The organism is Halostagnicola bangensis (assembly GCF_054653435.1).
In genome coordinates this window covers 378,973-403,994 of record NZ_BAAIGG010000004.1, presented here as the reverse complement: position 1 = coordinate 403,994, position 25,022 = coordinate 378,973, and the positions used below count along the sequence as shown (strand labels likewise).

Annotated in this window: 18 protein-coding genes; 7 read left to right on the top strand and 11 right to left on the bottom strand. The window is 60.0% G+C overall.

Annotated elements, in window-relative coordinates:
* Positions 1-428 precede the first annotated feature (428 nt).
* On the top strand, positions 429-1,463 hold the full coding sequence (locus ACYQ14_RS21565) for a zinc-dependent alcohol dehydrogenase (protein WP_459891469.1): 1,035 nt from the start codon (positions 429-431) through the stop codon (positions 1,461-1,463).
* A gap of 119 nt (positions 1,464-1,582) precedes the next feature.
* On the top strand, positions 1,583-3,022 hold the full coding sequence (locus ACYQ14_RS21560) for a family 4 glycosyl hydrolase (RefSeq protein WP_459891352.1): 1,440 nt from the start codon (positions 1,583-1,585) through the stop codon (positions 3,020-3,022).
* A 125-nt stretch (positions 3,023-3,147) separates the two neighbouring features.
* On the opposite strand, the gene ACYQ14_RS21555 is transcribed toward ACYQ14_RS21560, so the two are convergent.
* The 5 genes from ACYQ14_RS21555 to ACYQ14_RS21535 form a co-directional block, all read right to left on the bottom strand.
* Positions 3,148-3,582, bottom strand: coding sequence for a peptidase associated/transthyretin-like domain-containing protein (locus ACYQ14_RS21555; RefSeq protein WP_459891350.1), 435 nt, complete (start codon positions 3,580-3,582; stop codon positions 3,148-3,150).
* Between the two features lie 184 nt (positions 3,583-3,766).
* Positions 3,767-5,974 carry an ABC transporter ATP-binding protein gene (locus ACYQ14_RS21550; protein ID WP_459891348.1) on the bottom strand — a complete coding sequence of 736 codons (2,208 nt, stop codon included), beginning with the start codon at positions 5,972-5,974 and terminating at the stop codon, positions 3,767-3,769.
* 82 nt (positions 5,975-6,056) lie between these two features.
* On the bottom strand, positions 6,057-7,175 hold the full coding sequence (locus ACYQ14_RS21545) for an ABC transporter permease (protein WP_459891346.1): 1,119 nt from the start codon (positions 7,173-7,175) through the stop codon (positions 6,057-6,059).
* Positions 7,162-8,157 carry an ABC transporter permease gene (locus ACYQ14_RS21540; protein WP_459891344.1) on the bottom strand — a complete coding sequence of 332 codons (996 nt, stop codon included), beginning with the start codon at positions 8,155-8,157 and terminating at the stop codon, positions 7,162-7,164. Before ACYQ14_RS21540 ends, ACYQ14_RS21545 begins: the two co-directional genes overlap by 14 nt.
* A 69-nt stretch (positions 8,158-8,226) precedes the next feature.
* Positions 8,227-10,083 (bottom strand): ABC transporter substrate-binding protein, encoded by a 1,857-nt coding sequence (locus ACYQ14_RS21535; protein WP_459891342.1) that lies wholly within the window; start codon positions 10,081-10,083, stop codon positions 8,227-8,229.
* Between the two features lie 142 nt (positions 10,084-10,225).
* On the opposite strand from ACYQ14_RS21535, the gene ACYQ14_RS21530 reads away from it, so the two are divergent.
* A complete protein-coding gene (locus ACYQ14_RS21530; protein WP_459891339.1) occupies positions 10,226-10,429 on the top strand; it encodes a hypothetical protein in 204 nt (67 codons plus the stop codon).
* A gap of 12 nt (positions 10,430-10,441) precedes the next feature.
* Here ACYQ14_RS21530 and ACYQ14_RS21525 read toward each other — a convergent pair whose 3' ends face one another.
* From ACYQ14_RS21525 to ACYQ14_RS21505, 5 genes are all read right to left on the bottom strand, one after another.
* On the bottom strand, positions 10,442-11,638 hold the full coding sequence (locus ACYQ14_RS21525) for an oligogalacturonate lyase family protein (RefSeq protein ID WP_459891337.1): 1,197 nt from the start codon (positions 11,636-11,638) through the stop codon (positions 10,442-10,444).
* A gap of 219 nt (positions 11,639-11,857) precedes the next feature.
* Positions 11,858-12,997: a mandelate racemase/muconate lactonizing enzyme family protein gene (locus tag ACYQ14_RS21520; protein WP_459891335.1), complete on the bottom strand. Its 1,140-nt coding sequence runs from the start codon at positions 12,995-12,997 to the stop codon at positions 11,858-11,860.
* Positions 12,998-13,085: 88 nt separating this feature from the next.
* Positions 13,086-14,105 (bottom strand): NAD-dependent epimerase/dehydratase family protein, encoded by a 1,020-nt coding sequence (locus tag ACYQ14_RS21515; RefSeq protein ID WP_459891333.1) that lies wholly within the window; start codon positions 14,103-14,105, stop codon positions 13,086-13,088.
* A gap of 53 nt (positions 14,106-14,158) precedes the next feature.
* Complete coding sequence (locus ACYQ14_RS21510) at positions 14,159-15,019, bottom strand: aldo/keto reductase (RefSeq protein WP_459891331.1); 861 nt, start codon at positions 15,017-15,019, stop codon at positions 14,159-14,161.
* Positions 15,020-15,092: 73 nt separating this feature from the next.
* On the bottom strand, positions 15,093-18,023 hold the full coding sequence (locus ACYQ14_RS21505) for a glycosyl hydrolase 115 family protein (protein ID WP_459891329.1): 2,931 nt from the start codon (positions 18,021-18,023) through the stop codon (positions 15,093-15,095).
* Between the two features lie 729 nt (positions 18,024-18,752).
* Here ACYQ14_RS21505 and ACYQ14_RS21500 point away from each other — a divergent pair.
* Entirely contained in the window at positions 18,753-21,011 is a 2,259-nt protein-coding gene (locus ACYQ14_RS21500; RefSeq protein ID WP_459891327.1) for an RICIN domain-containing protein, read from the top strand.
* A gap of 171 nt (positions 21,012-21,182) precedes the next feature.
* Here ACYQ14_RS21500 and ACYQ14_RS21495 read toward each other — a convergent pair whose 3' ends face one another.
* Positions 21,183-22,226 (bottom strand): mannonate dehydratase, encoded by a 1,044-nt coding sequence (locus ACYQ14_RS21495; RefSeq protein WP_459891325.1) that lies wholly within the window; start codon positions 22,224-22,226, stop codon positions 21,183-21,185.
* A gap of 256 nt (positions 22,227-22,482) precedes the next feature.
* Here ACYQ14_RS21495 and dgoD point away from each other — a divergent pair, with 256 nt between their 5' ends.
* The 3 genes from dgoD to ACYQ14_RS21480 all read left to right on the top strand — a co-directional run bounded on the left by dgoD (position 22,483) and on the right by ACYQ14_RS21480 (position 24,745).
* Positions 22,483-23,634 (top strand): galactonate dehydratase, encoded by a 1,152-nt coding sequence (gene dgoD, locus ACYQ14_RS21490; RefSeq protein WP_459891323.1) that lies wholly within the window; start codon positions 22,483-22,485, stop codon positions 23,632-23,634.
* A gap of 154 nt (positions 23,635-23,788) precedes the next feature.
* On the top strand, positions 23,789-24,154 hold the full coding sequence (locus ACYQ14_RS21485; RefSeq protein WP_459891322.1) for a hypothetical protein: 366 nt from the start codon (positions 23,789-23,791) through the stop codon (positions 24,152-24,154).
* Positions 24,155-24,280: 126 nt separating this feature from the next.
* Positions 24,281-24,745: a universal stress protein gene (locus ACYQ14_RS21480; protein WP_459891320.1), complete on the top strand. Its 465-nt coding sequence runs from the start codon at positions 24,281-24,283 to the stop codon at positions 24,743-24,745.
* Positions 24,746-25,022: the final 277 nt, after the last annotated feature.

Here is a 25,022-nt window from a genome sequence, read left to right as displayed (position 1 = left end):
GACGGACCACTTCGCGTGCTATCACAGTAGTTGTGAGAACGTCGCACGAGACGCTCGAAGCCGGTCGAATCTGTTCTTGAAGCGTTACCGTCTCTCGTTCGTGATGATTAAATATCCGCTATGAGCGGAGTGGCCGACACTCGTATTACACAAGTACCTATGTAATCCCGCAGGGCAATGACCACAATTTTGGAGATACCGGCCGCTAGCCCAACGCTACCCTCTCTTTAACGAAAACGGGTCGGTGACGAGCGACGATTAACAGAGAAAATGACATCCGACCTGACCGGATGAGTGCTTATAGATCATGAAGGTTCGACAGAACAGGCTTTCGAGAATTGTCTCCAAGCGGTTCCCTCACCTAAAGTTATATGTGGGCAACTCACACAACTATCAGTAGCTCGATGACAGAGCGAGGGAGCTTCATGATGAAGGCTATAGTCCATACCGGACCCAGATCTATCGAAATTCGAGAGCGCGAGAAAGCTGTTCCCGACGACGGCGAAGTACTCGTCCGCGTCCATTCGGCCGGCCTATGCGGCAGCGATGCCCACGCGTATACGTACGAAGAAGGCTACAAATGGATTCCGCTCCCGCGAATTATGGGTCACGAGTACTCAGGGGAGGTCGTCGATATCGGCGACAACGTAACCGAATTTTCGGTGGGAGATTCGGTCGTCGAGGAGCCGATCCACGACTGTGGGTCGTGCTTTCAGTGCAAGAACGGACAGCCGAACGTTTGCCAGAACTTCGAGATTACGGGGATGCACAACGACGGTGCGTACGCCGAATACACGACGGTAAATCCTCGAGACCTACACAGGATACCCGACGACATGGCGCTCGGTCAGGCGAGCGTTACCGAACCGCTCAGCATCGCCACGCGAGCCGTGTTCGACCGGTCGAACGTGACACCGGGCGATACGGTCCTCGTCGAAGGACCCGGCCCGATCGGGATACTGGTTGCGACCGTCGCCGATTCGATGGGCGCGAACGTCCTCGTCTCGGGGCTGGGCAAGGACACGGCGTATCGACTCCCGCTGGCCGAACAGCTCGGCATGGACACCGTCAACGTCGAACGAAGCGATCTCTCGGAACTCGTGGACGAGAAAACCGACGGCATCGGATTCGATGTCGTTTTCGATACGACGGGTCACCAAAGCGGCGTCGAAATGGCGGTCGAGCACGTCCGAAAGGGCGGACAGGTCGTCGTCGTCGGCCTTCCCGGTGCCCCGAGCGAACTGTTCATGACGCCGGTCGTGCGCGGCGAGATTGATCTCAACACGTCCTACGGCTCGACCTGGCGGAACTTCGAACAGGCCATCCGATTGCTCTCGAGCGGCGAGATAGATGCCGAACGGATCATCGACCGGTCGTTCAGCGTCGACGAACCCGCCGCCGCCTTCGACGCCTTCCTCGCCTCCGAAACCTGCAAACCAGTCTTTTCCTTTTCGGATCTCTGAGCGGGTTGGTATGGACACCTACTTCGATACCAAGATCGCTATTATCAACCGTGAAAGGGAGACGACGAACGCCTCTCTGAACGGGAACACTTTTGGGTGTCTCAACCCCTCACGGTAGTATGCACCAGCTCAGTGCCACGGGCACATCGTTCCCGGAGAGCGTCTCAGACGTTACGATCGGCTACATCGGCGGCGGTAGTCGAGGATGGGCACACACCCTCATCAACGACCTGCTCCAGTGTTCGGACGTCTCGGGGAATGTTGCCCTGTACGACGTCAATTACGAACCGGCCGAACAAAACGCGAAACTCGGCAACGAACTGGCGACTCGCGAGGACGTCGTCAGCGACTGGACGTTCGAGGCACACGAGAGCCTCGAGAACGCCCTCGAGGGAGCCGACTTCGTTATCTGTTCGATTCAGGATCCCCCAGAGGAGACCTTCGTTCACGATATCGACGTCCCACAGGAGTACGGCTGCTATCAGACCGTCGCCGACACCTGCGGTCCCGGCGGCGCGGTTCGAGCCCTTCGCGCGATTCCACAATATCGCGAAATCGCCGCCACGGTACGCAAGCAGTGTCCCGACGCATGGGTGCTCAACTACACGAATCCGATGACCGTTTGCACGCGGGCGCTCTATGAAGAGTACCCCGAGATCAACGCCATCGGCCTCTGTCACGAGGTGTTCCACGTCCAGGAGATGCTAGCCGAAATCGCCGAGAAATACGTCGACGAAGCCGAGAACGTCTCCGGGAGCGAAATCGACGTGAACGTCAAGGGCGTCAACCACTTCACGTGGATCGACGAGGCCTCCTGGTACGGACACGACATCTACCAGTACCTCGATGCGGAACTCGAGGAGCGAAAGCCCCTCCCCGGATTCGAGCCCGGCGATTTCGAGGGGGCAGATTACTGGATCAATCACCACCAGGTCGCGTTCGATCTCTACGACAAATTCGGGCTCCTCGGTGCCGCGGGCGACCGCCACCTCGTGGAGTTCGTTCCGTGGTACCTCTCGATCGACGACCCCGAGGAAATCCACCGGTGGGGGATTCGGCTAACGCCGAGTTCAGCCCGCGTGGGCGAAAGCGAGGAGGGGCCGGCGAAGATGGAGCGATATCTCTCCGACGCCGACGAGTTCGAGTTCAAGCAGTCCGGCGAGGAAGCCGTCGACATCATCCGCGCCCTGCTGGGATTGGACTCCATGAAAACCAACCTCAACTATCCGAACGTCGGCCAGACGCCGGATCTTCCCGACGGGGCGATCGTCGAGACGAACGTCCTCGTCACCGGCGGCGGCATCAAACCGATTACCGCCGGAACGCTCCCTCGAGCGGTTCGGAACATGGTCACGACCGCGATCCACAATCAGGAAACGCTCGTCGAAGCCGGCTTCGCCGGCGATCTCGACCTCGCGTTCGAGGCGTTTCTGAACGAACCGCTCGTCACGCTTTCTCGAGAAGCGGCCCAGGAACTGTTCGCCGAGTTGATCGACCGCGAGCGCGAGTACTTCGAGGACTACGACCTCGAGACCGCGGCCGTTCTCGAGTCGCGCTAACCCAGCCGTAATCTGTCCCGCAGTTGGCTCGCACTCGAGGGCGATTATCGAACGAACGCAAAAGCAGGATACCACCGCCGGCACCCGTTACAGACCAGTACAGCACGATGCGATCGGCTCAGTTCTCAGGATGACGCTTCGAGTTCGAGGGTAATCTCTTCAGCCTCACCCTCCTCGAGTGTCACGTCCGCCTCCGCGGATTCGTACGCCTCACCTTCGGCGACGACCGTGTACGAACCGGCCTCGATGAATTCGGGTTCGGCGACGCCGTCCTCGATCCCTTCGTCGACGATGTACCGGTGATTTTCGTTTTGGGCGTCGATCTCGACGGCAACCCCCTCAGACACCGATTCGCCGTCTTCGTCCTCGAGAAACACGACGAGGCTTCCTTCCTCGACATCCTCGCCCCCGTCGGAATCGTCGTTCAAACCGGGATCCGTTTCGTTCCCATCCGCCGAATCGTCTCCGTCGTCATCCGTACAACCGGCGACGCCGATTGCGAGTCCTGTGCCGATAAGCGAACTCACCTGTCGTCGCGTGAGATAGTCTCGTTGTCCCATATTCGCAGTTGTACAGAGCAAATAGAGCGAAATAATACTATCGACCAGACTGGGGCGGAGAGGATACTGTGACGGAAGGAGAACGGACGAACGAAACCGCTCCGCAGTCCGATCGTCGGTTCGTGATGGCGACGGGATGAGGCACAATTCGGCAAAGCGATGGACCCCACCGAATCACTGTCGACTACTCGGAGACGTTCACGCGATCGTCGTCCTCGTCCCCGTCGAGTGTATCGTCCGTAATCGGTTCGCTATCCCAGTACTCGTGATCGTCGTCGACGCGGAAGCAAGCGGTCCGTTGTACTCCATCCTCGTTACTGAGATCAACCAGTTCCGGTTTCTGGGTTCGACAGGTTTCTCTGGCGTCGGGACAGCGGGTGTGATACCGACAGCCCGATGGCATGTTCTTCTGGTCGGGGACGTCGATCGTTCGGATCGGGTTCTCGTCGGGGTCGTCGTCCTGCTCGAGTTCGGGCGTCGCCCAGCGCAACGCCTGTGTGTACGGATGCTGGGGATTCTGAATGATCTGTTCGGCCGATCCGATCTCGACGAGTTCCCCGAGGTACATGACCCCGATTCGGCCGCCAGTTTTCTCCGCGAGATACCGGGCGTTCGAGAGGTCGTGCGAGACCGACAGGAACGACGTGTCGAACGCGTCCTGCAGTTCGATCATCAGATCCATGATACTCACTCGGAGGGATACGTCTAGGGCAGACACCGCCTCGTCGGCGAGGATGAGATCTGGATTGACCAACATCGCCCTGATGAGCGCGACCCGCTGTTTTTCGCCGCCCGAGAGCTGGTGTGGGTACCGTTCGATGTAATCCTCGGGCGGACTGATCCCGACGTACTCTAACATTGCCAGGATCCGCTCACGTCTGTCGTTGCCATCGAGGTCGGGATGCCATCGGTTGAGCGGGGTCGAGAGAATCGATCGAACCCGCTGATGCGAGTTCAGCGAACTGCCGGGGTCCTGGTGAACGATCTGGAGCGCCCGACGAATTTCTTTATCCTCGAGCGTGCTACTGCCGGAGCTTCCCTTCCAGATGTCTCGGTCTTTGTACTCGATGGTCCCGTCCGTCGGTCGCTGGAGGCCGACCGCGGTCTTTCCGAGCGTGGTTTTCCCACAGCCGCTTTCGCCCACCAGAACGACCACATCGTTCTCGTAAATGTCGAACGAAATCCCGTCAACGGCTGTTACTACGTCGGACTCGCCGAAATCGAGCCAGCCGTCGTTCTCAGATCCGAACTGAACCTCGACGTCCTCGAGCGACACGAGCGGCTCCGCATCATCCGAGCGAGAAGCGTTCCGCGTCGCGGGCGAATCATCGGAATTCGACTCCGTAAACGCCCCCTCGAGGTCGTCGATCGACTGCTCCCAGTGATGGCAGTAGACGTCATGATTCCGGGAGTCTCCGGCGTCGTACGCACCGGGATCGATCGACCGACACTCCTCGTCAGCCAGCGGACAGCGGGGATGATACGAACAGCCGGGCGGAATATTGACCGGATCCGGACTCTCCCCTTCTATCGGCCGCATCTGCTCAAGCGGGGCCGACAGGTTCGGCGTGGCGTTGAGCAAGGCCCGCGTGTAGGGATGAGCCGGGCGCTCTAAGATCTCGTCGGCAGGCCCAATTTCGGCAAACTCGAAGGCGTACAGGACGGCCAGCCGATCGGAGAGATCCGCCACCAGCGGCAGGTCGTGCGTGATAAACACGATCGTGAGATCGTGTTTTTCCTGGATCTCGTTGAGCAACGAGATGATCGATTGTTGCATCAACAGATCGAGCGCGGCCGTGGGTTCGTCCATCACGAGCATTTCGGGCTCGAGGACGAGGCTCAACGCGATCAACACGCGCTGTTTCATCCCGCCGCTGAGTTCGTGGGGGTACGACTCGAGCATCCGCTCGGGCTCGAGATACAGATCCTCGAGGAGCGCTTTAGCCCGTTCGATGCCGGCATCGACGTCGTAGTCGTGTGCGCTCAGCGTTTCGACGAAGTGGGTTCGAACGGATCGAACGGGATTGAACGAGCTCATCGCGCCCTGGAAGACCATCGAAATCTCCTCCCAGCGGAACTGTTTGAGTTCCGACTTCGAGAGCGCAGTAACGTCTACCGGATCGCCGCCTTCAGGGTGATAAATGACGTCACCGGTCGTCCTACCGGGTGCGGGAACCGCATCGAGCAAGGCCGAGGCGAACATCGATTTCCCCGACCCACTCTCGCCGATCACGCCGAGAATCTCGTTGCGTTCGATATCGATGTTGACCTCGTTGAGGACGCGCGACTCGCCCCGATCCATGCCAAAGCTGACGGACGTGTCCCGAAGTTCCACGATGGTGTCGGTTCCGGTCGAGTCGACCAGACTCGCATCTGATTCTGATATCGTCATCTGTACACCTCGTCTCGAACGGCCGGTTGATCGTCGGTTCGATCGTGGTCAGTGTCGTGATATTGCTCGTTCATAACGTAGCTCACATCTGCGTAACGTTAGTTGTGTTCGGTTCCGACTCCGGCTCCGATCCCTTGCCGTCGTCGCTTCGCTCGTGTCGCGCTCTCGCTCGAGGGTTGAACACTCGGTCGAGGGACTGACCGAGCAGTACGAGCCCGATCGAGATTCCCGAGATGGCGATCATCGGGACGACGAGCCAGTGAATCGCGTCCGGGCGATACACGGCACCGGCCCGGTACGCGCTCTCGAGCATCACGCCCCAGTTTGCGTCCGAGTACGGGAGGATGCCGAGGAAGTACAACGCGACCGCGGCGAAGATGATTCGTCTGGCCGCGTTGACGAGGTTCACCACGATGTAGGGCATGAGATGTGGCAGGATCTCCTTGCGAAGGAGAGACACCGTCGGGACATCCATCGCTCTCGAGGCTTCGACGAACGCCTCGCCTCGGAGGGTAAGTACCTGCGATCGAATCGCCCGCGCGAGCCCCGCCCACGCGGCCGCAGCTAGCAGGATCCCGACGAGCGCCGGATGCTCGGGCTCGAGCAGGACCGACAGTACGATCACCAGCGGGAGACCCGGGATATTGATGAACACGTCTGTAATAGAGCTCAGGACCGTGTCCACCATTCCGCCCTTGTATCCCGAAACGAGACCGAAACCCGTCCCGAGAACGATGGTAAACAGCGCACCCGCACCCATCATCTGCAGGATGGGGACCGTCGAGTAGACAGTCATCGACAGGATATCCTGGCCGGACTGGTCGGTTCCGAGCGGGTGGCTCCAATCTTCAAACGGCCCGACGAGCGACTCACCGTGGGTCGGATGTGTCGGTTCGATCAAGTACACGCCGACGGTTCCTATCAATAAGTACACCACGAGGATCGAAACGCCGACGATCGCGCGCCAATCGTTTCGCATGATCGACCACGGCGTCCACAGGTAATCCTTCAGCTTTCGGTCGATTCGATCCCGTCTCGTTTCCTCCACCGTCGCCGTCCGCTCGAACGGCGAATCCACGGTTCCGCCATCGCTTCGGAGAATGTCTTCGACGCTGTCGAGTTTCGTCTCCGAATCACCGCCGCTATCCAACCCGTTCGGCGTGCGTTCGTCGGATCCATCGGTGTCCTCAGAACGCTTCACGGTTCTCACCCCCTGCGCGCGGATCGATCTTTCCGTACGTGAGATCCGCGATCAGTAACGCGATCACGACCGCGATCGTGATGACGGTAAAGGCCCCCATCATCAACGGGTAATCCCGAGCCCGAACCGCCTCGATCAGGTACCAGCCCATGCCCCGGTAGACGAAGATTTCCTCGAGCACGACGGCACCGCCGAACATGCTCCCGATCGCAATCATGAGACCCGTGTACATCGGAAGGATGGCGTTCCGAGCGACGTAGTGGATCGCAATGGTCGGGTCCGAAAGGCCCCGTAGCCGCGCGACCCGTAGATAATCGGAACCGAGGACGCGGATGCTGTTTCCACGCATGGTTAGTGCGGCCATCCCGGAGGTAACGAACATCGAGAAGACAGGGAGCATCGCGTGGTGGACGATCCCCGTGAGATAGAGGAAGTTGAACCCAGGTTGGACGCCCTCCGGTTGCCTTCCGCCGGTCGGGAACCAGTTAAGACGATAGGCAAAGATCGTCAACAGCACCAGTGCGAGGACGTAAAACGGGATCGAGGTGATGATCGTCGCATAGCCCGTAAGCGCCGTATCGAACTTGCCGCCTTCCCAGTAGGCCATAACCGCACCGATCGCGATTCCGGCGGTAAATCCGAGGAAGACCGCCCAGCTCATGACGAATAGCGTCCACGGGATGGCGATAGCCAACACCTCCTCGACCGGCATGTTCATGCTCATCGACCGACCGAGGTCACCCTGCATGAACGCCGTCATATAATCGTAGTACTCGATGTAGAGGGGATCTTCCGGGTTGATGTTCATGTACAGTTCAGCCATTTCGTACGCTTGCGCGGGATCGTCCAGGTCCGGCCCGACTTCGACCAGAAAGTAGTCGATCGGATTCCCGGGCATAAAACGCGTGAGGACGAACGTCAGCGTCATCACGGCCCAAACCGTGAAGACAGACTGCCCTAATCGCCTAATTCTCCAGTCCATTGTGGATATGAGTGGTATTCTGTATCATCGGATTTAAAAATGTCTATCCGGCGGCTCGGTACCGTCGATCTATTGCTCGTACGGAATAAGATCCGCGTCTTCTAACTTCAACAGGTTGTACTCCGCGACGCGGTTGTCGATGATCGAGTCCGGACCCTCCACGTGCCAGTAGTCCGCTCGAATGCCACCGTGGTCGAGTCCGGCGACAACTTCGAACTGCGGTAACACCTGGTTGTACATCCAGGTCAACCGCTGAAGGTGAACGTCGTCGTCACCCGTCCGGTGCCACTCGCCGAGTTCGTCGCCGAGGACGATGTCTTCGGTTCCGTCCGAACCGCTCGGATCGCCGACGGGCATCGGAACCTCGAACGAGTCGTTGTACCAGTCGACGTGCATCAGTTCCGAATACCAGTTCCAGACGGCATCGATCCACATGATCCCTCGAACCGAGAAGCCGCCACCGTCGTCCAACAGGATGTCGTACTCGCCGTTCAGGCGTCGATTCCCGTAGGTTGCCTCGTCGACGATGTTGAGTTCGGGATCGAGCCCGAACTCCTCGAGTTCGTAATTGATGGCGTTCAATCCGTTCCGCTGAATCCCCGACCCGGTGTTCGCCATGAGGATGATTTCGACGGTCTCACCGTCCTCATCGTACCAGAGTTCGTCTCCCTCGTCGTACTCGTAGCCGGCGGCCTCCATATGGTCGTGTGCCGCATCGAGATCGGTTTCGTAATGATCGTAGCCGTCGAGGTCGACGATCCCATCGTTGGCGGCCTCCTCGGTGAGCCAGCACGGCGGGAGGTCGATTGGTTCGTACGAATCCCCCGGCGCGGTTTGTGCGACCGAACTGCGGTCGACGGCGTACGCGATGGCTTTCCGGAAGTTCCGATCGTCGGTGTAGGGATCGTACGCACCATCATCCGCCGCCGAGGCGGGAATATCGTAATCCCCGAAATTGAACAGGACGGAGTGGTAGTGCAGGTAATCCCCGTTGATTTTGTGATAGTCACCCAACTGTTGTTCGATGTCGGCGGGAGCAGGGAGCGTCACGGTGATACCATCCACCTGCCCCTCCTGGAAGGCGATGTGCTGGTCCTCGTACTGTTCCCAGACGTAATCGGTGAACAGGACGTTCTCCGCGTTTGGATGCCCTTCATACAGCGTGGCGTGCATGGTGTTATCGCCAATATCGTCGAGTTCGAAGACGCCGTTTCCGATCGCTTCCTCCTGATTCCACTCGAGGAGATCGTTCGCCACCTGTTCTTGCTCGTCCCCGTCGGTGTTTTGTAGTTCCTCGAGCCACTCTGCGTACGTCCGGTCGTCGCCCAGGTCGGCTTTGACGATGTTGAGGTCGTTGCCGAGGGCGTTCGCCATGATGAACTGCTCGCCGAACTCGTCGTGGAGGTGGAACCGAATCATGTGATCGTCGACCGCTTCGGCCTCGTCGACGAAGGCGTTCGGATCCTCGTCATCGGATAAGATGCGTCCGAGTTCGAGGTGGAGGTTCCACTGAGTCGCGTAATCCTGAGCGACGACGGGGTCTCCGTTGTGCCACTCGTAGTCGTCGCGAAGTTCCATCTCGAGAACGTCGCCGTCCATCTGCCAGTCCTCGGCGATCACCCCTCGCGTTTCATCTGCGCTGTGAAGGTAGACGACGTACGGATCGTACAACAATCCCGGCGGATCGAAATCCGACATCGAATTGTTCGGATCGTACGGACTCCAGTGAGCCGTCTCGAATTCGTAGGCCCCGCGATGGTTCGCGACCCGAAACTCCTGTTCGACGCGCTCTTCGACCGGATCACCGACCGGACCGTCGCCGTTCGTCGCACAACCCGCGAGTGCGACAACCCCACCTGCGATCCCCGTTTTGAGGGCAGTTCGTCTGCTAATTGGACTGCTCAACCCATTGCTATCAGTTGGCATCGAGCACACATTCATGATAGACCCATATATATTTTCCTATCAACTTGTTCCGATGACGTTTTTCAGCACCGAGGAATCTCCAGCCGAGAAAGACGTTGCTGGAAACAAACTTATTTCTCTGTCGATTCGGATAGTCTACTCAATGAATCGCACTCGATCCGTGCTCAAAGTGGTGTTCGGAATCAACGTCTTCTTTTTAGTCATGCTCGCCTTCTCGTATCCTTACCTCGAGCCCGGTACCGGTTCGTACGTCGCTGCGACGATGACGTTCGTGCTGTGTCTACTCATGTTGCTCCTCGTCGCCGTCCTGACGTACTTCGAGTTGGATCTCTTCGACCGAATTTGAGCGACTTCGCAGTCAGGACACGACCTCGAAATCCTCGAGCCTCGGCAGATCCTCGAGGTCGTCGGGGACATCGACGACGTAGACATCGCTTTCGTTTCCCCCACGCGAACTATCGAACGCGATCCTCGAGCCGTCGGGGCTCAGGCGACCGTGCGGGTGGACATCGTCATCGCCCGTCCAGTCGTGAGTCGCGAGCGCCCACGGACCGTCGTAGCCATCGGCGTCGGCGTCCCACCGCCAGAGGAGGAGGTGTGGAATCCCGCGGTGAGTGCCGTCCCCGACGATCAGATCGCGGGTGATGCTGTGAAAGTGAGTGTAGATGTCCGGCGCGGGCCACTCGCGCCGATCGGTGCCGTCGTATCGAACCTGTCCGAAGAACGCGTCGGGATCGTCGCGGGAACCGCGCCAGCCGTGGTAGCCGACGTGTTCGCCGTCGGCGAGCCAGTGCTCATGGCCGACAGCCTCGTCCGCATCCGTCGGCCGAACCTGCCAGGTCTCGTCGGTCTCGAGATTCAACCCCCAGATCCTGTCTGCCTCCTCCCATGGCCCTTCCTCGCAGTAGGTGATCAGTTCCGGTTTCGTCGGCGACGTGTTGACGTGAGTCAGCCAGCGCTCGGTATCGACGTGAACGCTGGGCTCGGCCGATCCGTCCTCGATCGGCACCGAAATCACCTTCGAACGCGGTCCCGCTTCCATCCGCGCGTTCATCCAGACCTCCCTGTTTTCGGGATCTCGTTCGTCGTCGAGGTCGAGCGCCTCGGACAGCGCGACGACGGCGCGGGTCCCGTCGGCCGTCCCGCCGAGGTGTCCGCCGTAGTAACCCTCGGGCCGCTCGTAATGAGTGGCGATCTCGAGCGTCTCGAGGTCGAGCGAAACCAGCCGTCGGCCACACCAAAACAGCGCGGTATTTCGATCGGGGAACCGCGTCGTTCCGTCGATCTCCTGCGGGAGATCGGTCAACTGCGTGAGTAAACCGGACTCGAGATCGACCGAATAGAGGTCTCGAGACCCGTCACGATCCGAGCGAAACAGCAGCCGGCGGCCATCGTCATAGAACGCCGGCTCGGTGAAGTAGAGGTGGCGGTTCGTGGTGTTCGGATAGTTCGTGAACCGTCGAACGGTCGTCCCAGTGATTGGATCTTCGTACGTCTCGGCTTCGGCCGGCCAGTGTCGGCCAGCTTTCGGGCCCTGCTGAAGGATCGTCTCCATTGGATGTTCGATGACAGAGGGCGGGTAAAAAGATTCGCCTCTGGTGTGCACACGTCGAACCCTGTCGATTGGGGGCCCCGTCTCGTCCCCGACCAGTCCTCGACAATTCCAATTTTTGCCGTCCAGATTACCTGGAACGACTCGAGACCACGGAGCCGGAACGCCGGCTATCGCCTCGGAGACCGAACGACTGCTATCGACTAACCGTTTGTTCGGGGCTCACGACTCGTCTAGCCGGTACCGCTCGAGCGCGTCCTCGTCGACCGCGATTCCGAGCCCCGGCTCCTGCGGTACGTCGAGAGTGCCTCCCGACGGGTCAAACGGCGTCTCGAGGAGGTCGTCCCGAAGCGGGTTCTCGCTCCGATCGAATTCGACCATCATCGGCTCCGGCACGTTTCGGGTGTGGGGATAGTCGGGGACGCTCGCGGCGAACTGCACCGCGGCGGCTAACCCGACGGCTCCGTTCCAGACGTGGGGCCTAACGGCGACGTTTTCGGTCGTCGCCATATCGGCGATCAACCGCGCCTCCGAGAGCCCGCCACAGCGGCCGAGATTCGGCTGGACGACATCGACCGTTCGGTCGTTGATGAGTTCTTTGAACGCGAACCGGCCGTAGTGGGCTTCGCCGGCCGCTATCGGGATGTCGACCGCTCGTTTCACCTCCCGATAGCCGCTCGTGTTCTCCGGCGGGACGGGCTCTTCGATCCATGCGACGTCGTAGTCGGCGATCGCATTTGCCGATTCGATCGCCTGCCGAGGTCGATAGTTCCCGTTCATGTCGACCATCACCCGACCATCCTCGCCGAGAATCTCGCGAGCCACACGGACCCGTTCGGCGTCGTCTTTCGGACCGGCTCCGATCTTGATCTTTACCGCCTCGAACCCCTCCTCGACGGCCTCCTCGATGGGTGCCTCGAGCGAACGATCCTCCTCCGTGAAATACATCGTCGACGCGTAGGGAACAAGCGAGTCGCGACTCCGGCCGCCGAGAAGCTGATGAATCGGGCGTTCGACCGTCTTCCCGATGATGTCCCAGCAGGCGACGTCGATCGCGCTGACGACGCTCTGGACGAACACGTCCCCGCCGAAGTGGTACGGGTCGGTGTAGGAGTCGATCGCCAGCGACTCCACGGCGAATGGGTCCATCCCGAGGACATCGTCGACGAACAGTTCTTCGAGCGTCGCCTCGACGATCCGACCGGGCACGAACGCTTCGCCCCACCCCACGACGCCGGTGTCGGTCTCCAGCCGGAGCAGGGTCGTCTTTCGCGTGTGTCCGAATCCGCGAGCGTCGCCGAGGCCCCGACCGTCGGGCAGCGAGTGTCCGAGCGAGATCGGTTCAATGTGAGTTATTTCCATGCATACTGACGCGATTCCGCGTCCGATATAGCTTGTGTTTTTTGGCTCGAGACGGACGAGTAGTCGCCTACCGGGACCGAACACTCCTTTAGCCACCCTTCTCGAAGGAGGCGACGAAGTCGTCCCGGGCGTCCCGCCAGCGTGCGATGAGTCGATCGTCGAATTCGACCTCGTCGCTGTCCCGAATTCGATTGCGCTCCTCCAACCAATCGACCGTACGCCTGACGCCCGTCTCCCAGTCGATCGTGTACTCGAAGTCGAGATCCCGCCGAGCCTTCGAATTGTCGAAAACCGCGCTATACTGCAGGAAATCCTCGAGATGGTCTGTCCGGTCCGGCGCAACCGCCCGCAACACCTCGGTCGGAATCGTCACCAGTTCCGGGTCGGGGGCATCGAGCGCGTCCGCAACCCGCCGGTGGTACCGTCGCCAGGACATGTTGTCGTCGCTCGTGACGAGGTAGGCTTCGCCGAACGCTCGCTCGTTCCCCACGGCGTTGACGAACGCTCGAGCGACGTCGTCGCGATGGCAGGGGCCCCAGACGCCGCTTCCGTCACCGTGGACGACGATGGGTTTTCCGCGGCGAATGCGATCGATGTAATAGGTGCCGTCCCCGAACGTGTGCAAGAGAGAACCACCTTCGCCGTAGGTCTGCCACGGGCGAAGTATCGTCGCCTCGAAGGCGCCGTCTTCGTGCGCCTCTACCAACAGGTCCTCGCAACAGGCCTTGTCCGCGCCGTATTCGGTAGTCGGTGGTCGTCGAGGCGCGTCCTCGGTGACCGGCATCGATCGAAACGGTCGACGATGAACCGACTCCGTGCTACAGAGGACGAACTGTTCGATCCGTCCCTCGAACGCTCGGATCGCGCTTCGGGCGTCAGCGGGACGGAAACACACCATATCGATTACGCAATCAACCTCGATATCGGCCATCCGCGTTTCGAACGTGTCGTAATCGGTCCGGTCGCCGTAGACGTGTTCGACCGAATCGGGAAGTGCAGTGGTCGTTTCCCCGCGATGGTACGCGGTCACGCCGTGACCCGCCGCGACCAACTGTCGGACGATTCCGGTGCTGATGAGTCCCGTGCCGCCGATGACAAGTACGTCCATACTGGCGGTTCAGCGCTAAAACGGATGATAATTCGGGTGCGAGCGGATCGAGATCAACGGTTCCAGGCACCGAAATCGGGATCGATGAGCCTGTGTTCCCGTTCGAACGCGTCGATCCGCTCGAGATCGGCGGCGTCTAGCTCGAGATCTGTCGCCTGCAGATTCTCACGCATGTGGGGTTCGCTACTGGCTTTCGGAATCGCTGCGACGTTGTCCTTCGAGAGCAACCATGCCAGCGACACCTGCGCGGGCGTCGTTTCGTGTTTGTCCGCGATTTCGCTCAGCGCGGAGACGTCGAACTCGACGGGCGTCGCGAATGGATCCGCGATGTCGCGGTCGCCCGATGTGGCGAACACTTCTCCCTTCGCGAGGGGACAGTACGCCACCAGCCAGTGATCGTGTTCGCGAGCGTAGCGGCGCAGTTCCGTTTGCTGGCAGAACGGGTGACATTCGACCTGGTGAGCGACGATCGGCGCATCGAGGACATCGCGCGCTCGATCGAGCTGGTCCGGCTCGAAGTTCGAGACGCCGACGTGGCGGATCGCTCCCCGATCGCGCAATTCGTCGAACGCCGACAGCGTCTCTTCGGGTTCGTAGGTCTCGTGGGGCCAATGAACGTAGAGCAAGTCGACGTAGTCCGTCTCGAGACGATCGAGACTCGCCTCGACGGACTCAAGGACGTCGTCGTACGCGAGGTTGCCCGTATCGACCTTCGTCGCAAGGAAGATCTCGTCCCGGTCGACGGCCGATTCGGCGATTCCCTCCCCGAGGTACGCCTCGTTCTCGTAGCCCTGTGCCGTGTCGACGTGTCGATACCCGACCTGAAGTGCAGTTTCGACGCGCTCGGTCCACTGATCGCGATCGTTCTCGGAGTACGTCCCGAGCCCGATCCTCGGTAGTTCTTCGGGTGGCATGGATAACGGTGTGTGAGGATCCGACATGATTCTTTGGGTGGTAGAAAGATCGACGGGAGCGCGACCAGACGAGCTACCGGTCCAGTCGACGGTCGCGCGTCTCGAGCGGACCGAGAGACGATCGACGGACATCGTCTTCGGTGTAGACGGTCACTCGATCGACGACGACGTCGGGATCGACCGCATACAGCGACAGCACGTGCCTATCGGACCCGCTCAGTTCGTGATCGGTCGTCGAACGGACGCAGGATCTGAGGACGTTTCGCTGCCACTCCGGGTCGTGTTCACCCCCGTTCGCGTCGAAGTCGACTATCGTCGGGTCGGCGTCGTTGATCGCGACCGCGTACCGGTGGGGCGTCGAGTCCGACGGCGCGTGGGTCGGCAACAACTGTACCTCGACGCGAACGTCGCCCGCACTCGCCTCGAACACGTACTCGAGTCGAGCCGCTCGCTCGCGAACGTCAGTCGCATCGACGATGCCAGCACCGGCACCGATTCGCGGCCCGTCGATCGGACGACTGGCCATCGCAGTCCCGGTCGTTCGGCTCAGCCCGTCGACCGGCTTCCAGCGCGTCGCACCTTGCACGAGTTCCGTCGGGTGATCCGCCTCGATAGCGACCCGACCGTTCGATTCGACGAAGACCGGTCGCTGATCCGGTTCAGAGGAGGACACAGATTCGGCTCGAGAATCCGGCGACGACGACGTTCGCGGCCTGATCGGTACTTCGACCTCGAGTTCGCGTCCGGCACCCTCGATCCGAATTCGGCCCGTCGTCTTCGAATCGGGGGCTGCTTCCCAGTCGATAGCCACGCGGACCCGTCGATCGCCGTCGAACGCTCCCGACGAGTGCTCGAGGTCGATCCACTCCTCAGCTGTCGCCGTCCACTCGATAGTTCCCGTTCCCCGATTGTAACAGTCGACGAACCGACAGCGGTCGACGCCCTGGACGAACGCCGGGAGCCGCCGTCGGCGCGGACCCCTTCCGGCGACCCCGGACGAGCCCTCAACGGCGACCTCGAGCGTCGGCCCCTGTTCTTCGGTCACGCCCGCAGTCGCCGGCTGGTCGAACACCGGGAGATCGCGCGGACTCGCGGACATCATTCCTCGCCACTTCCCGTCCGAAGAGGCGTTGTACCGCTCGGTCTCGGCCGCGACGCGCTCGAGTGCCGCTCGCGATCGCCGCGCGTAGTTCGTCGCGCTCGTTCTTCCCTGTCCTGCGTAGAGGCGACTCCGCATCGCCTCGAGAGCCGCCTCGTTCATCGCCCGCGCACACCGGACCGGATAGCCGACGAGGTGGAAAAACGCCGTTCGGAAATGCTCGGGGAGCGTTTCGTATAGCTCCGTCGCCGTTTCGTCGATCCGTTCGTAGGCCTCGAGCCGTCGACGAGCCTCGTCGCCGTGGTGGATCGCGCTGAACTCGGGTTCGTTTTTCTCTGTGTTCGGATAGACGCCGTTCCAGCCGACGTGTTCGGGTTTGCGGGCGAGCGCGAGTCGATAGTACTCACAGAGCACGTCGGCGATTTCCGCCGCGTGGCTCTCCCCGAACTCGCGGGCGGCCCACTCCCTCAGCCACTCCCGTGCCGACCGTTCTCCGACGCCGTCGATATCCCAGGCCAACTCGAGGAAGTACTCGGTTTCTTTCTCCGCCGGCTTGAGATCCCCGACGTTCGCGATCCACAGCGTCTCGGCTCCGTGGTGGTACGCCCGTCGCATCTCCTCGCGGATCAGCGCCGGCGGGATCGAACAGAGCCACTGGTGGTCGTGAGGACGCCCCCAGTAGGAGAGGTGGTAGTAGACGCCGTGACCGCCGCTTTGCCCCCGCTTTGCTTCCGTCGGGAGCCGTCGAAGGTAGCCGAAGTTGTCGTCGGGCCAGACCACACAGACGTCATCTGGGATCTCGAGGCCGTTACGGTAGAGTTCGAGCGTCTCCTTGTACGGGCAAAACGCCTGTGGAACGTCCGCGACATTGGGTTCGAGAGTCTCCTCGAGCAACTCGCGCTGGTCGTCGATAACCCGCTGGAGCAGGTCGACGCGCTTCTCGAGGGTGTCCCCGCCGGGCATACCGGAGTCGTGGATCCCGCGCATACCAATCGTGAAGATGTTTTCTCGGCCGGCGACTTCTTCGACGCGTTCGGCCCAGTACTCTCGGACCGCCTCGGCGTTAGTCTCGTAGTTCCACTCGCCCTGGCTGTCCGTCTCCCACTCGTCGACGTTGTTTCGGTGCATCGGCTCGCAGTGGGACGTGCCGACGATGATTCCGTACCGGTCGGCGGCGTCGCGGTTCCCGTCACACCGGTAGAAGGCTTTCGTGCCGTCGTGCATCGCCGGCCATATCGTGTTCGCCTTGAGCCGCAAGAGGAGTTCGAACACCCGCTCGTAGGTCTTCGGACCGATTCCGTCGGGCGTCTCCGGATCGTACGTTTGTTGGGCCCACTCGCGAATCCCGAAATCCTCGTCGTTGATGAAGATGCCACGGTAGCTGACCGATGGAGGTCCCGCCTGCTCGATTCCCCTCGTCGCATAAAGTTGCTCGCACTCGTCAGTCGGAACGTCTCCCCACCAGTACCACGGCGAGACGCCGATTCGCTTCGACAGTTCGTAGATTCCGTAGGCCGTCCCGCGCGAATCGCTTCCTGCGATCACCAGCGCTTCATCCACGCCTTGCGGTTCTTCGCGGGCCCCGTCCCCGACGACCCCGAGAAGGAAGCTCTCGGTCTCCTCCTCGAGTCCGTGGTCGGCTACGATCCGGTCGACGTGTCGGTCGAATCCATCGTGAACTCCGTACGTCCCGACGAGAATCGCACGTTCCCCGAGGTCGTCGAACCCGCGACGACAGTTCGGTCGGTGCCCCGTAACGCGCTCGATGTCGTCTCGAAGGTCGCGCGACGCAATTTCGACGACCGGTTCGGCGGCGACGTATCGAATCGGTGCCACGGACTCTGCGACCAGCGACATCGCGTCTGCTCTGCGCTCCTCGAGGATCGAGATTCGGTTCGTATCCATTGAGAACGGTGTTCTTCGCTAAGCTAATAGTCTATTGGGATATGGACCCTCTCGAGACGGGCCCGGATCGGATTCGTTCCGGAGCTCGAGACGGCGCTCGCCATATTCCTCAGGAGCATCGGTACCGATCCGGAGTAGTCGTCGAAATAGCGCGTTACTGATTGGACCGCTCGAAGACATATTGTCCGGTACAACCGGATTGGAGTGGATTGCCGACAGATTTTTGGCGAAGATATTACAACAATATGATTGTAAATAAACTGCCAGTCGATCGGTCATTCATCCGTGATTTTTCGGTGAAACCGATTCTAAGGACTCAATAATCACGTTATCGATAATATCCGCTCTAGCCGAACGAGGTGTGATACCGTATAACTCGACAAATCGAACATTCAACGACCCACAGAGAAACGAACGACTACGGCTCTATTGAGTAACGACGTTCTGTTACAAAGAATTTCCTCTGTGAAGGGGGCTGGGTCCGAAAAGTCAAGGGAACGCACGAATATCAGAGGACAGGCAAAATGGAGCGCCGTTCGTGGCGAACGCGAGTCGAAGCCGCAACTCGAGTCATCACGTGACCACACACCTTGTAGGCAGTTAAAGATACGAAACGTAGCGGCGACGACAGTAGTCGTGACAGACAACCAATACGGACTCGTATAAATACAAAATTTTTTATTATGGTCGAGTAATAATCCGATCGTCGCAAACGCGACAACACTACCCATGACAGAAGACAGCAATAATCAGGTTGCAAAGAGAGACAATCGAATGGTTGCAAACGGTGCCGAACAACCAGATCGAACCGCAAATACGGACAGGAGCGGTCTCGACGATAGATCACTTTCGATGGGACGACGGGGAGCGCTGGCCGTGCTCGGAGCGACAGGGCTCGGCGCCGCACTCACTGGGAGTACAACCGCTACCCGGGACCCATCGACCGCCCCAGAGACCGGAAATCAACCCTGGTACAACTGGGACGGAGACGTTGATGCTTCCGACAACGGGCTATACAACCTTGACAGGCTGCAGACGAACCACCACCACACCCCAGCTCGAGAGCCCGACGTGATCGTCTGGGAGAACGACGAGGGCTGCTATCAGGTAGATACCGACGAAACAACCGTCTACAGTGGCGAGGAGTACGTCAAAGCGATTCAGACCGCCGTCGACAGTCTGAGCGAGGATCGGACGGTAAAAGAACGAGTGCTTGTTACCGCGTCCGGAACGATCGGGCCCGTCGACGAACTGACCCAGATCGTTCTGCCGAGCTATACGATCCTCGACGTCGCGGGAACCATAAGAGTCGAAGACGACGGCGATCAGCCGCTCGTGATTCCGATTCGAGCGTTCGACGAGGAGGAAATCGAAATCCCGAGACTAACGATTACCGGGAATCCGCGATTTGCGGTATGGCTACAGGATAGCAACTCGATCAAACTCGGCGACATCGACATCCGGTTCGACGACACCGACGGATTCGTAAACTACTGGGAGGTCGACGAACCCGATTGGCCGCCGACATCGTTCGATCCGGACGCCAGTCGAGCGGAAATCCTGAACGATCCGGGGTGGGTCGGCGACTTCTTCGAGGCCGTCAGGATCGACGCCCGCGCTCGAGAGGACCCCGCTTCGGACGTGTTCATCAGTTCGGTCTACGTCGAGGGCGGTCGACACCACGCCGTCGAAACGTACGACGCCGAGCGCGTCGTCGTCGACCAGGTAATCGGCGTCGACATGGGAGGCTCCGCTGTCATCCTGAACGAAACCGAGAATGCGGTGGTAAACAGCGTCGTCGGCGAGAATCCCGAGTCGCCGACCTGGTACGCGACGTTTCGCTGTGCCAACGGCTGTGAAAACGTCTCCGTCGGACAGGTCGTCAGTCGCGACGCCCCGCGCGGAATGCACCTCACGACCGAGTCGAACGAGATCACGGTCGGCGAAGTCAATATCATCGGCGCCCGGTTCAACGGAATCGTCGTCGACGACGTCGAGAACATCACGATTCAGGGCGGCCTCGTCAAGAACGTCGTCAACGAAGCCGTCACCTCGACTGCGGACGGATTCTCCGTCTCGAATCTCCACGTCGTCGACGACCTCCCCGAGGCGGAACGAGACGAAATTACCCTTCCCGATGGTGACGGTGCACCGGACGATCCGACCCAGACACACGGAATTCGCTTTTTCGGACAGAACGGCCGCATCGTCAACAACGACGTTCGCAACGCGGGAACGAAAGCGGACATCGAGGTCGAAGCGCTGAACACGATCGTCAGGGATAATCTCGGCGGTGGAATCGCATCGGGGACGGTCACGCTCTCGTCAGGCGCCGACGAAGCCGCACGGGTCACAGATATCCACGGTCGCCCCAACGCCGCGTTCGACGTCCGAGCCGAACTCGAGTCCGTTCCGTCCGAACCGACCGCCTGGACGCACTACTTCGAGTGGGCCGGCGACGGCTGGGACCTCGTCTTCGAGTGGCAAACCGACCCCGGCGAGGCGGTCGAACTCTCCTATATCGTCGACAAGACCCAGGCGGGAGACGGCGACCCCGAAGTCGATCCGATCGAGCCCGGCACCTATCGAATCAACGCTGGACACACCGGGATGCCGTTGACTGTGAGTGACGGCACCCTCGAGATGGATGACTGGGACCACGGTGACGACCAGCGCTGGATCCTCGAGGAGGACGGCGATCACTATCGCCTCGAGCTCGAGGCGACCGGTGAGGTCCTCGAGGTCGAAGATGGCGAAATCGAAAACGGATCGAACGTGCAAGTCGCCGAGGACAGCGGTGGGGATCACCAGCGCTGGGACATCGATCCGATCTTCACTCCCACCGGCGAGTTCCGCTATTCCATGCACCCGGCCGGTGAAGACGTAGGGTTAGACGTCGAAGGCGGCAACGAGGAGCCGGGAACGGACGTGCTCCTGTGGGGCCACACCGGCGTTGCACACCAGCAGTTCGAGTTCGACGGACTGTAAGATCCGCGACGAACTAGACGCTCCTGTTCGACCGCACCACAGCGGTCGACGGCAATCAACGGCGGAACGTTTCAGGAAGTGTTCGAACCGAGGCAACGTGTTCGAATCAAGACAACGTGTTTGAATCAGGGCAACGTGTTTCAACCGAGACAGATCCACTCGAGCGCCCGACTACGACGGACCGGATTGGACTGCGTCGATGACACCGCGAAGGTAGCCAACGGTGTAGCCACGGCCCCGGTGACGCCAGTCGGTATCACCCGCCATTTCGGGGACGTGATCGGGGATAACGACGCCGTCGTATCCGATCTCATCGAGCGTTTTGATGACCTCTGCCGGGTCGAAATTGCCTGCATCGACGAACGTCTCGTGGAAGTTCGGCACGGTCCCGACGACATCGCGAAAGTGAACGAACCCGATCTGGTCGCGCTCGCCGAAGGTGCGAACCACGTCGGTCACGTCTTCACCTAACTGCGAGAAACAGCCGAGACAAAGTTTGAGACTGTGGATATCGCTCGGGACCGAATCCATCGCGCGTTCGAAATTCTCCACGTTCCGGCAGAGACGCGGGATACCACACATCGACTCGAGACCCGGCGGATCAACCGGATGGAGCGCCAACTCGACGCCGGCGGATTCGGCGACGGGGAGTACTTCCTCGAGAAACGATTCGTAGTTGTCCCAGAACTCGTCCTCGGTGTAGACCCGATCGAGACCCGGCGCGAGTTCGTCAGGATCCTCGAGCGCGTCGTAATCGAATGCCGTGCCGCGTGCGCCGCCGCGAAGTTCGGCCGTTCCGGTCCGCATCGGAACGACGCCGCGCGGATTCCACTGATAACCCAGAATCGGAATGTCCGCCTCGCCGAGGTTCCGGACCAGCATCGTGATTTGCTCGAGCGCCTCGGTTTTCCCATCCCGGTCGAACATAATGTCGCCGTACAACGAGTAGGGTAACGACTGGATCCCGATCAGCGTGAGATCCGATGCTTCGACGCGGGCTTTCGCCGCCTCGAGTTCTCTTACCGACGGAATCGCATTACGGCCGACCTCGAGGGTCGCACCCGCGTCGCGGTCGTTGAATTCGTCGGGCTCTTCCTCGACGTCGGCGTGATCGATAAAGACGTCCGTCGCACCCAACTGGCGGATGTACTGAAGCCGCTCGTCCGTCAATGAGCGCGTTCGAACGCCGACTCGGATGGTCGTCTCAGTAGTCATAGTGGTATGATCGTACGGTTTCCGTCGTAAGCATCGTATATAATAACTAGCATCACCGACAGCAGAGAGAAACGCGCCGGTAACCCACCTCCTAAACGGCCTCCGAATTTTACGGCTGATCCGCTGGCAATTCAGCGCTATCGACGGATTTCATCAGACATCAGGCCGAATGGAGACGCCCGTCGAAGTTTGCGAGTCTGTCTATGACACATTCCAAAAGGTGAATATAGCGGGGCCACTACTCGACCGGTAGCCCATGCAAATAACTGATTACGAACTATTCGAGGTTCCGCCTCGGTGGCTGTTTCTCAAACTGACGACGAGCGACGGCACCGTCGGGTGGGGAGAGCCGGTCGTCGAAGGGCGAGCGAAGACCGTCCGAAGCGCCGTCGAAGAACTGTTGGACAACTACCTCCTCGGCGAAGATCCGGCGAGAATCGAAGACCACTGGCAGCGAATGTACCGCGGCGGGTTTTATCGCGGCGGCCCGATCCTGATGAGCGCGATTGCGGGTATCGATCAGGCGCTGTGGGACATCAAGGGCAAACGATACGACGCGCCGGTGTTCGAACTGCTGGGCGGGCACGCTCGAGACCGGATTCGCGTCTATCAGTGGATCGGCGGCGACCGACCGGAGGAAGTCGGCGAAGCGGCCGCAAAGAAAGTTGATGCTGGATTTACGGCGTTAAAGATGAACGCGACGGCAGAGCTCCGACGAATCGATTCGCCCGACACCGTCGCGGCGGCGCGCGACCGACTCGCCGAAGTACGGGACGCTGTCGGAGACGACGTGGATATCGGCGTCGATTTCCACGGACGGGTCAGCAAACCGATGGCGAAGCGACTCGCGAAGGCACTCGAGCCGTACGAACCGATGTTCATCGAAGAGCCGGTACTGCCCGAGCACAACGACGCGCTTCCGGAAATCGCCCAGCACACGACGATTCCGATCGCGACAGGGGAACGGATGTTCTCTCGCTGGGACTTCAAACCCCTCCTCGAGAGCGGTGCGGTCGATCTCATTCAGCCCGATCTCTCTCACGCAGGGGGGATTACCGAAGTAAAGAAAATCGCAGGGATGGCGGAGACATACGATGTCGCCATTGCACCCCACTGTCCGCTCGGTCCCATCGCCCTCGCATCGTGTATCCAGGTCGACGCCTGTACCCCGAACACGCTCATTCAGGAACAGAGCCTCGACATCCATTACAACAAAACCAGCGATGTGCTCGATTACCTCGCGAAACCGGATATCTTCGAGTACGACGATGGGTACGTGAGCCTCCCCGACGATCCCGGGCTTGGCATCGACGTAGACGAAGCCGCAGTCCGCGAGCGGTCACAACAGGATGTCAATTGGCACAACCCGGTCTGGAAACACGAGGACGGAAGCGTCGCAGAGTGGTAACATCCCGGGTCACAGACAGCGACCATCCTGAGTCGCCTCGCGAAACCGGACGTCTTCGAGTGCCGAGTGTACCTCTCTAAAACTGAGCGTCAACGGGAGCCCCAGCTCGGGCAGGATAGATATATCCGACAGCCGCCCATCTGTACGCGATACAATGACCGACGAACAACGATACGGTGCGCGAGTCGTCGACGGAACGCTCGCTCTCGAAGGCGAAAACGATTCGCTCGAGATCGGGCCAATGGCGGCCGTGGTCGATTTGATCGGTGGTGAAACCTACACGATCGAGTACACCGCTCGACAGGGAGCGGTTTCCTGGCTCGAGACTGATGACGATGATACGCTGACACTCGACGTGCGAACGGAATTGACGGATTGGGCCTACACACCCGAGTTCGTCGCCACGCTTGAGGACTGTTCACTCGAGGAAACGGGCGAGCACGGCTACCCGATTCGGACCGAGGTTTTCGTCGACCTCGTCACCGAGATCTGGGACGCGAAAGGCAACCTCGAGAGCTGAGACGCCGATAGATGTCGAAATGGAACGCGAGCCCCAACAACGTCCCCAACCTCTAGACGCCAGGAACAACTATCGAGTCCGAAACAGCAACTAAACTTATTAATCGGGGAGTCTATGGGTTTGGATATGGATCGTGGATTAGTCGTTATCAACGACACGGAAGCACACAAGCGGCTGCTCCGGGAGGCCGGACAGTTCATCGCGGGTACCGACGCCGAACTCGTGTTGTTCTCCTGGATGACACCCGAACAGTACGAGGAAGGAATCGACGCCCTCGAAACGATCGGCAACGTCGAGCACACGACCTACGACGAGTCGACCGCCCTCGATATGACGACTCGGTTCGCTCGAGAACTCGCCGACGAGTCGTTCGACGAGGGAGACGCCGATATCGACTACGAGGTCGAAGGAGTCGTGACGGAGGATGACGACATTTCTGACGAGGTTCTCGACGCAGCCGAGCGCCTTGAGTGCGATCACATCTTCGTGGTCGGACGAAGCCGTTCCCCCACCGGGAAAGCGATTTTCGGCGATATCGCCCAGCGGATCATCCTCAACTTCGACGGGCTCGTAACGACCGCGACGACATAATACAGCGACCCTCGAAACGCTGTAATCCGTCGCCGTATTTCTCGCAACCCGACTCCCGCTCAGTACTCGCCGAGTGCCAATTAGTCCACCGAGTTAGTTGAACAACACTAAGATAAGAATCAGATTTCGATAGAACTAATTTCTCGTTCAAATGGGGCTGGTCCAGCGGAAACGCCTCTAGTTGTACCGGAACGACAACTCGGCAGTTCATCGAACGAAGGCGTATAGTAGCGGTAGACACGAGATCAAATCATTTGTTCCGATCGATGGACGGGAG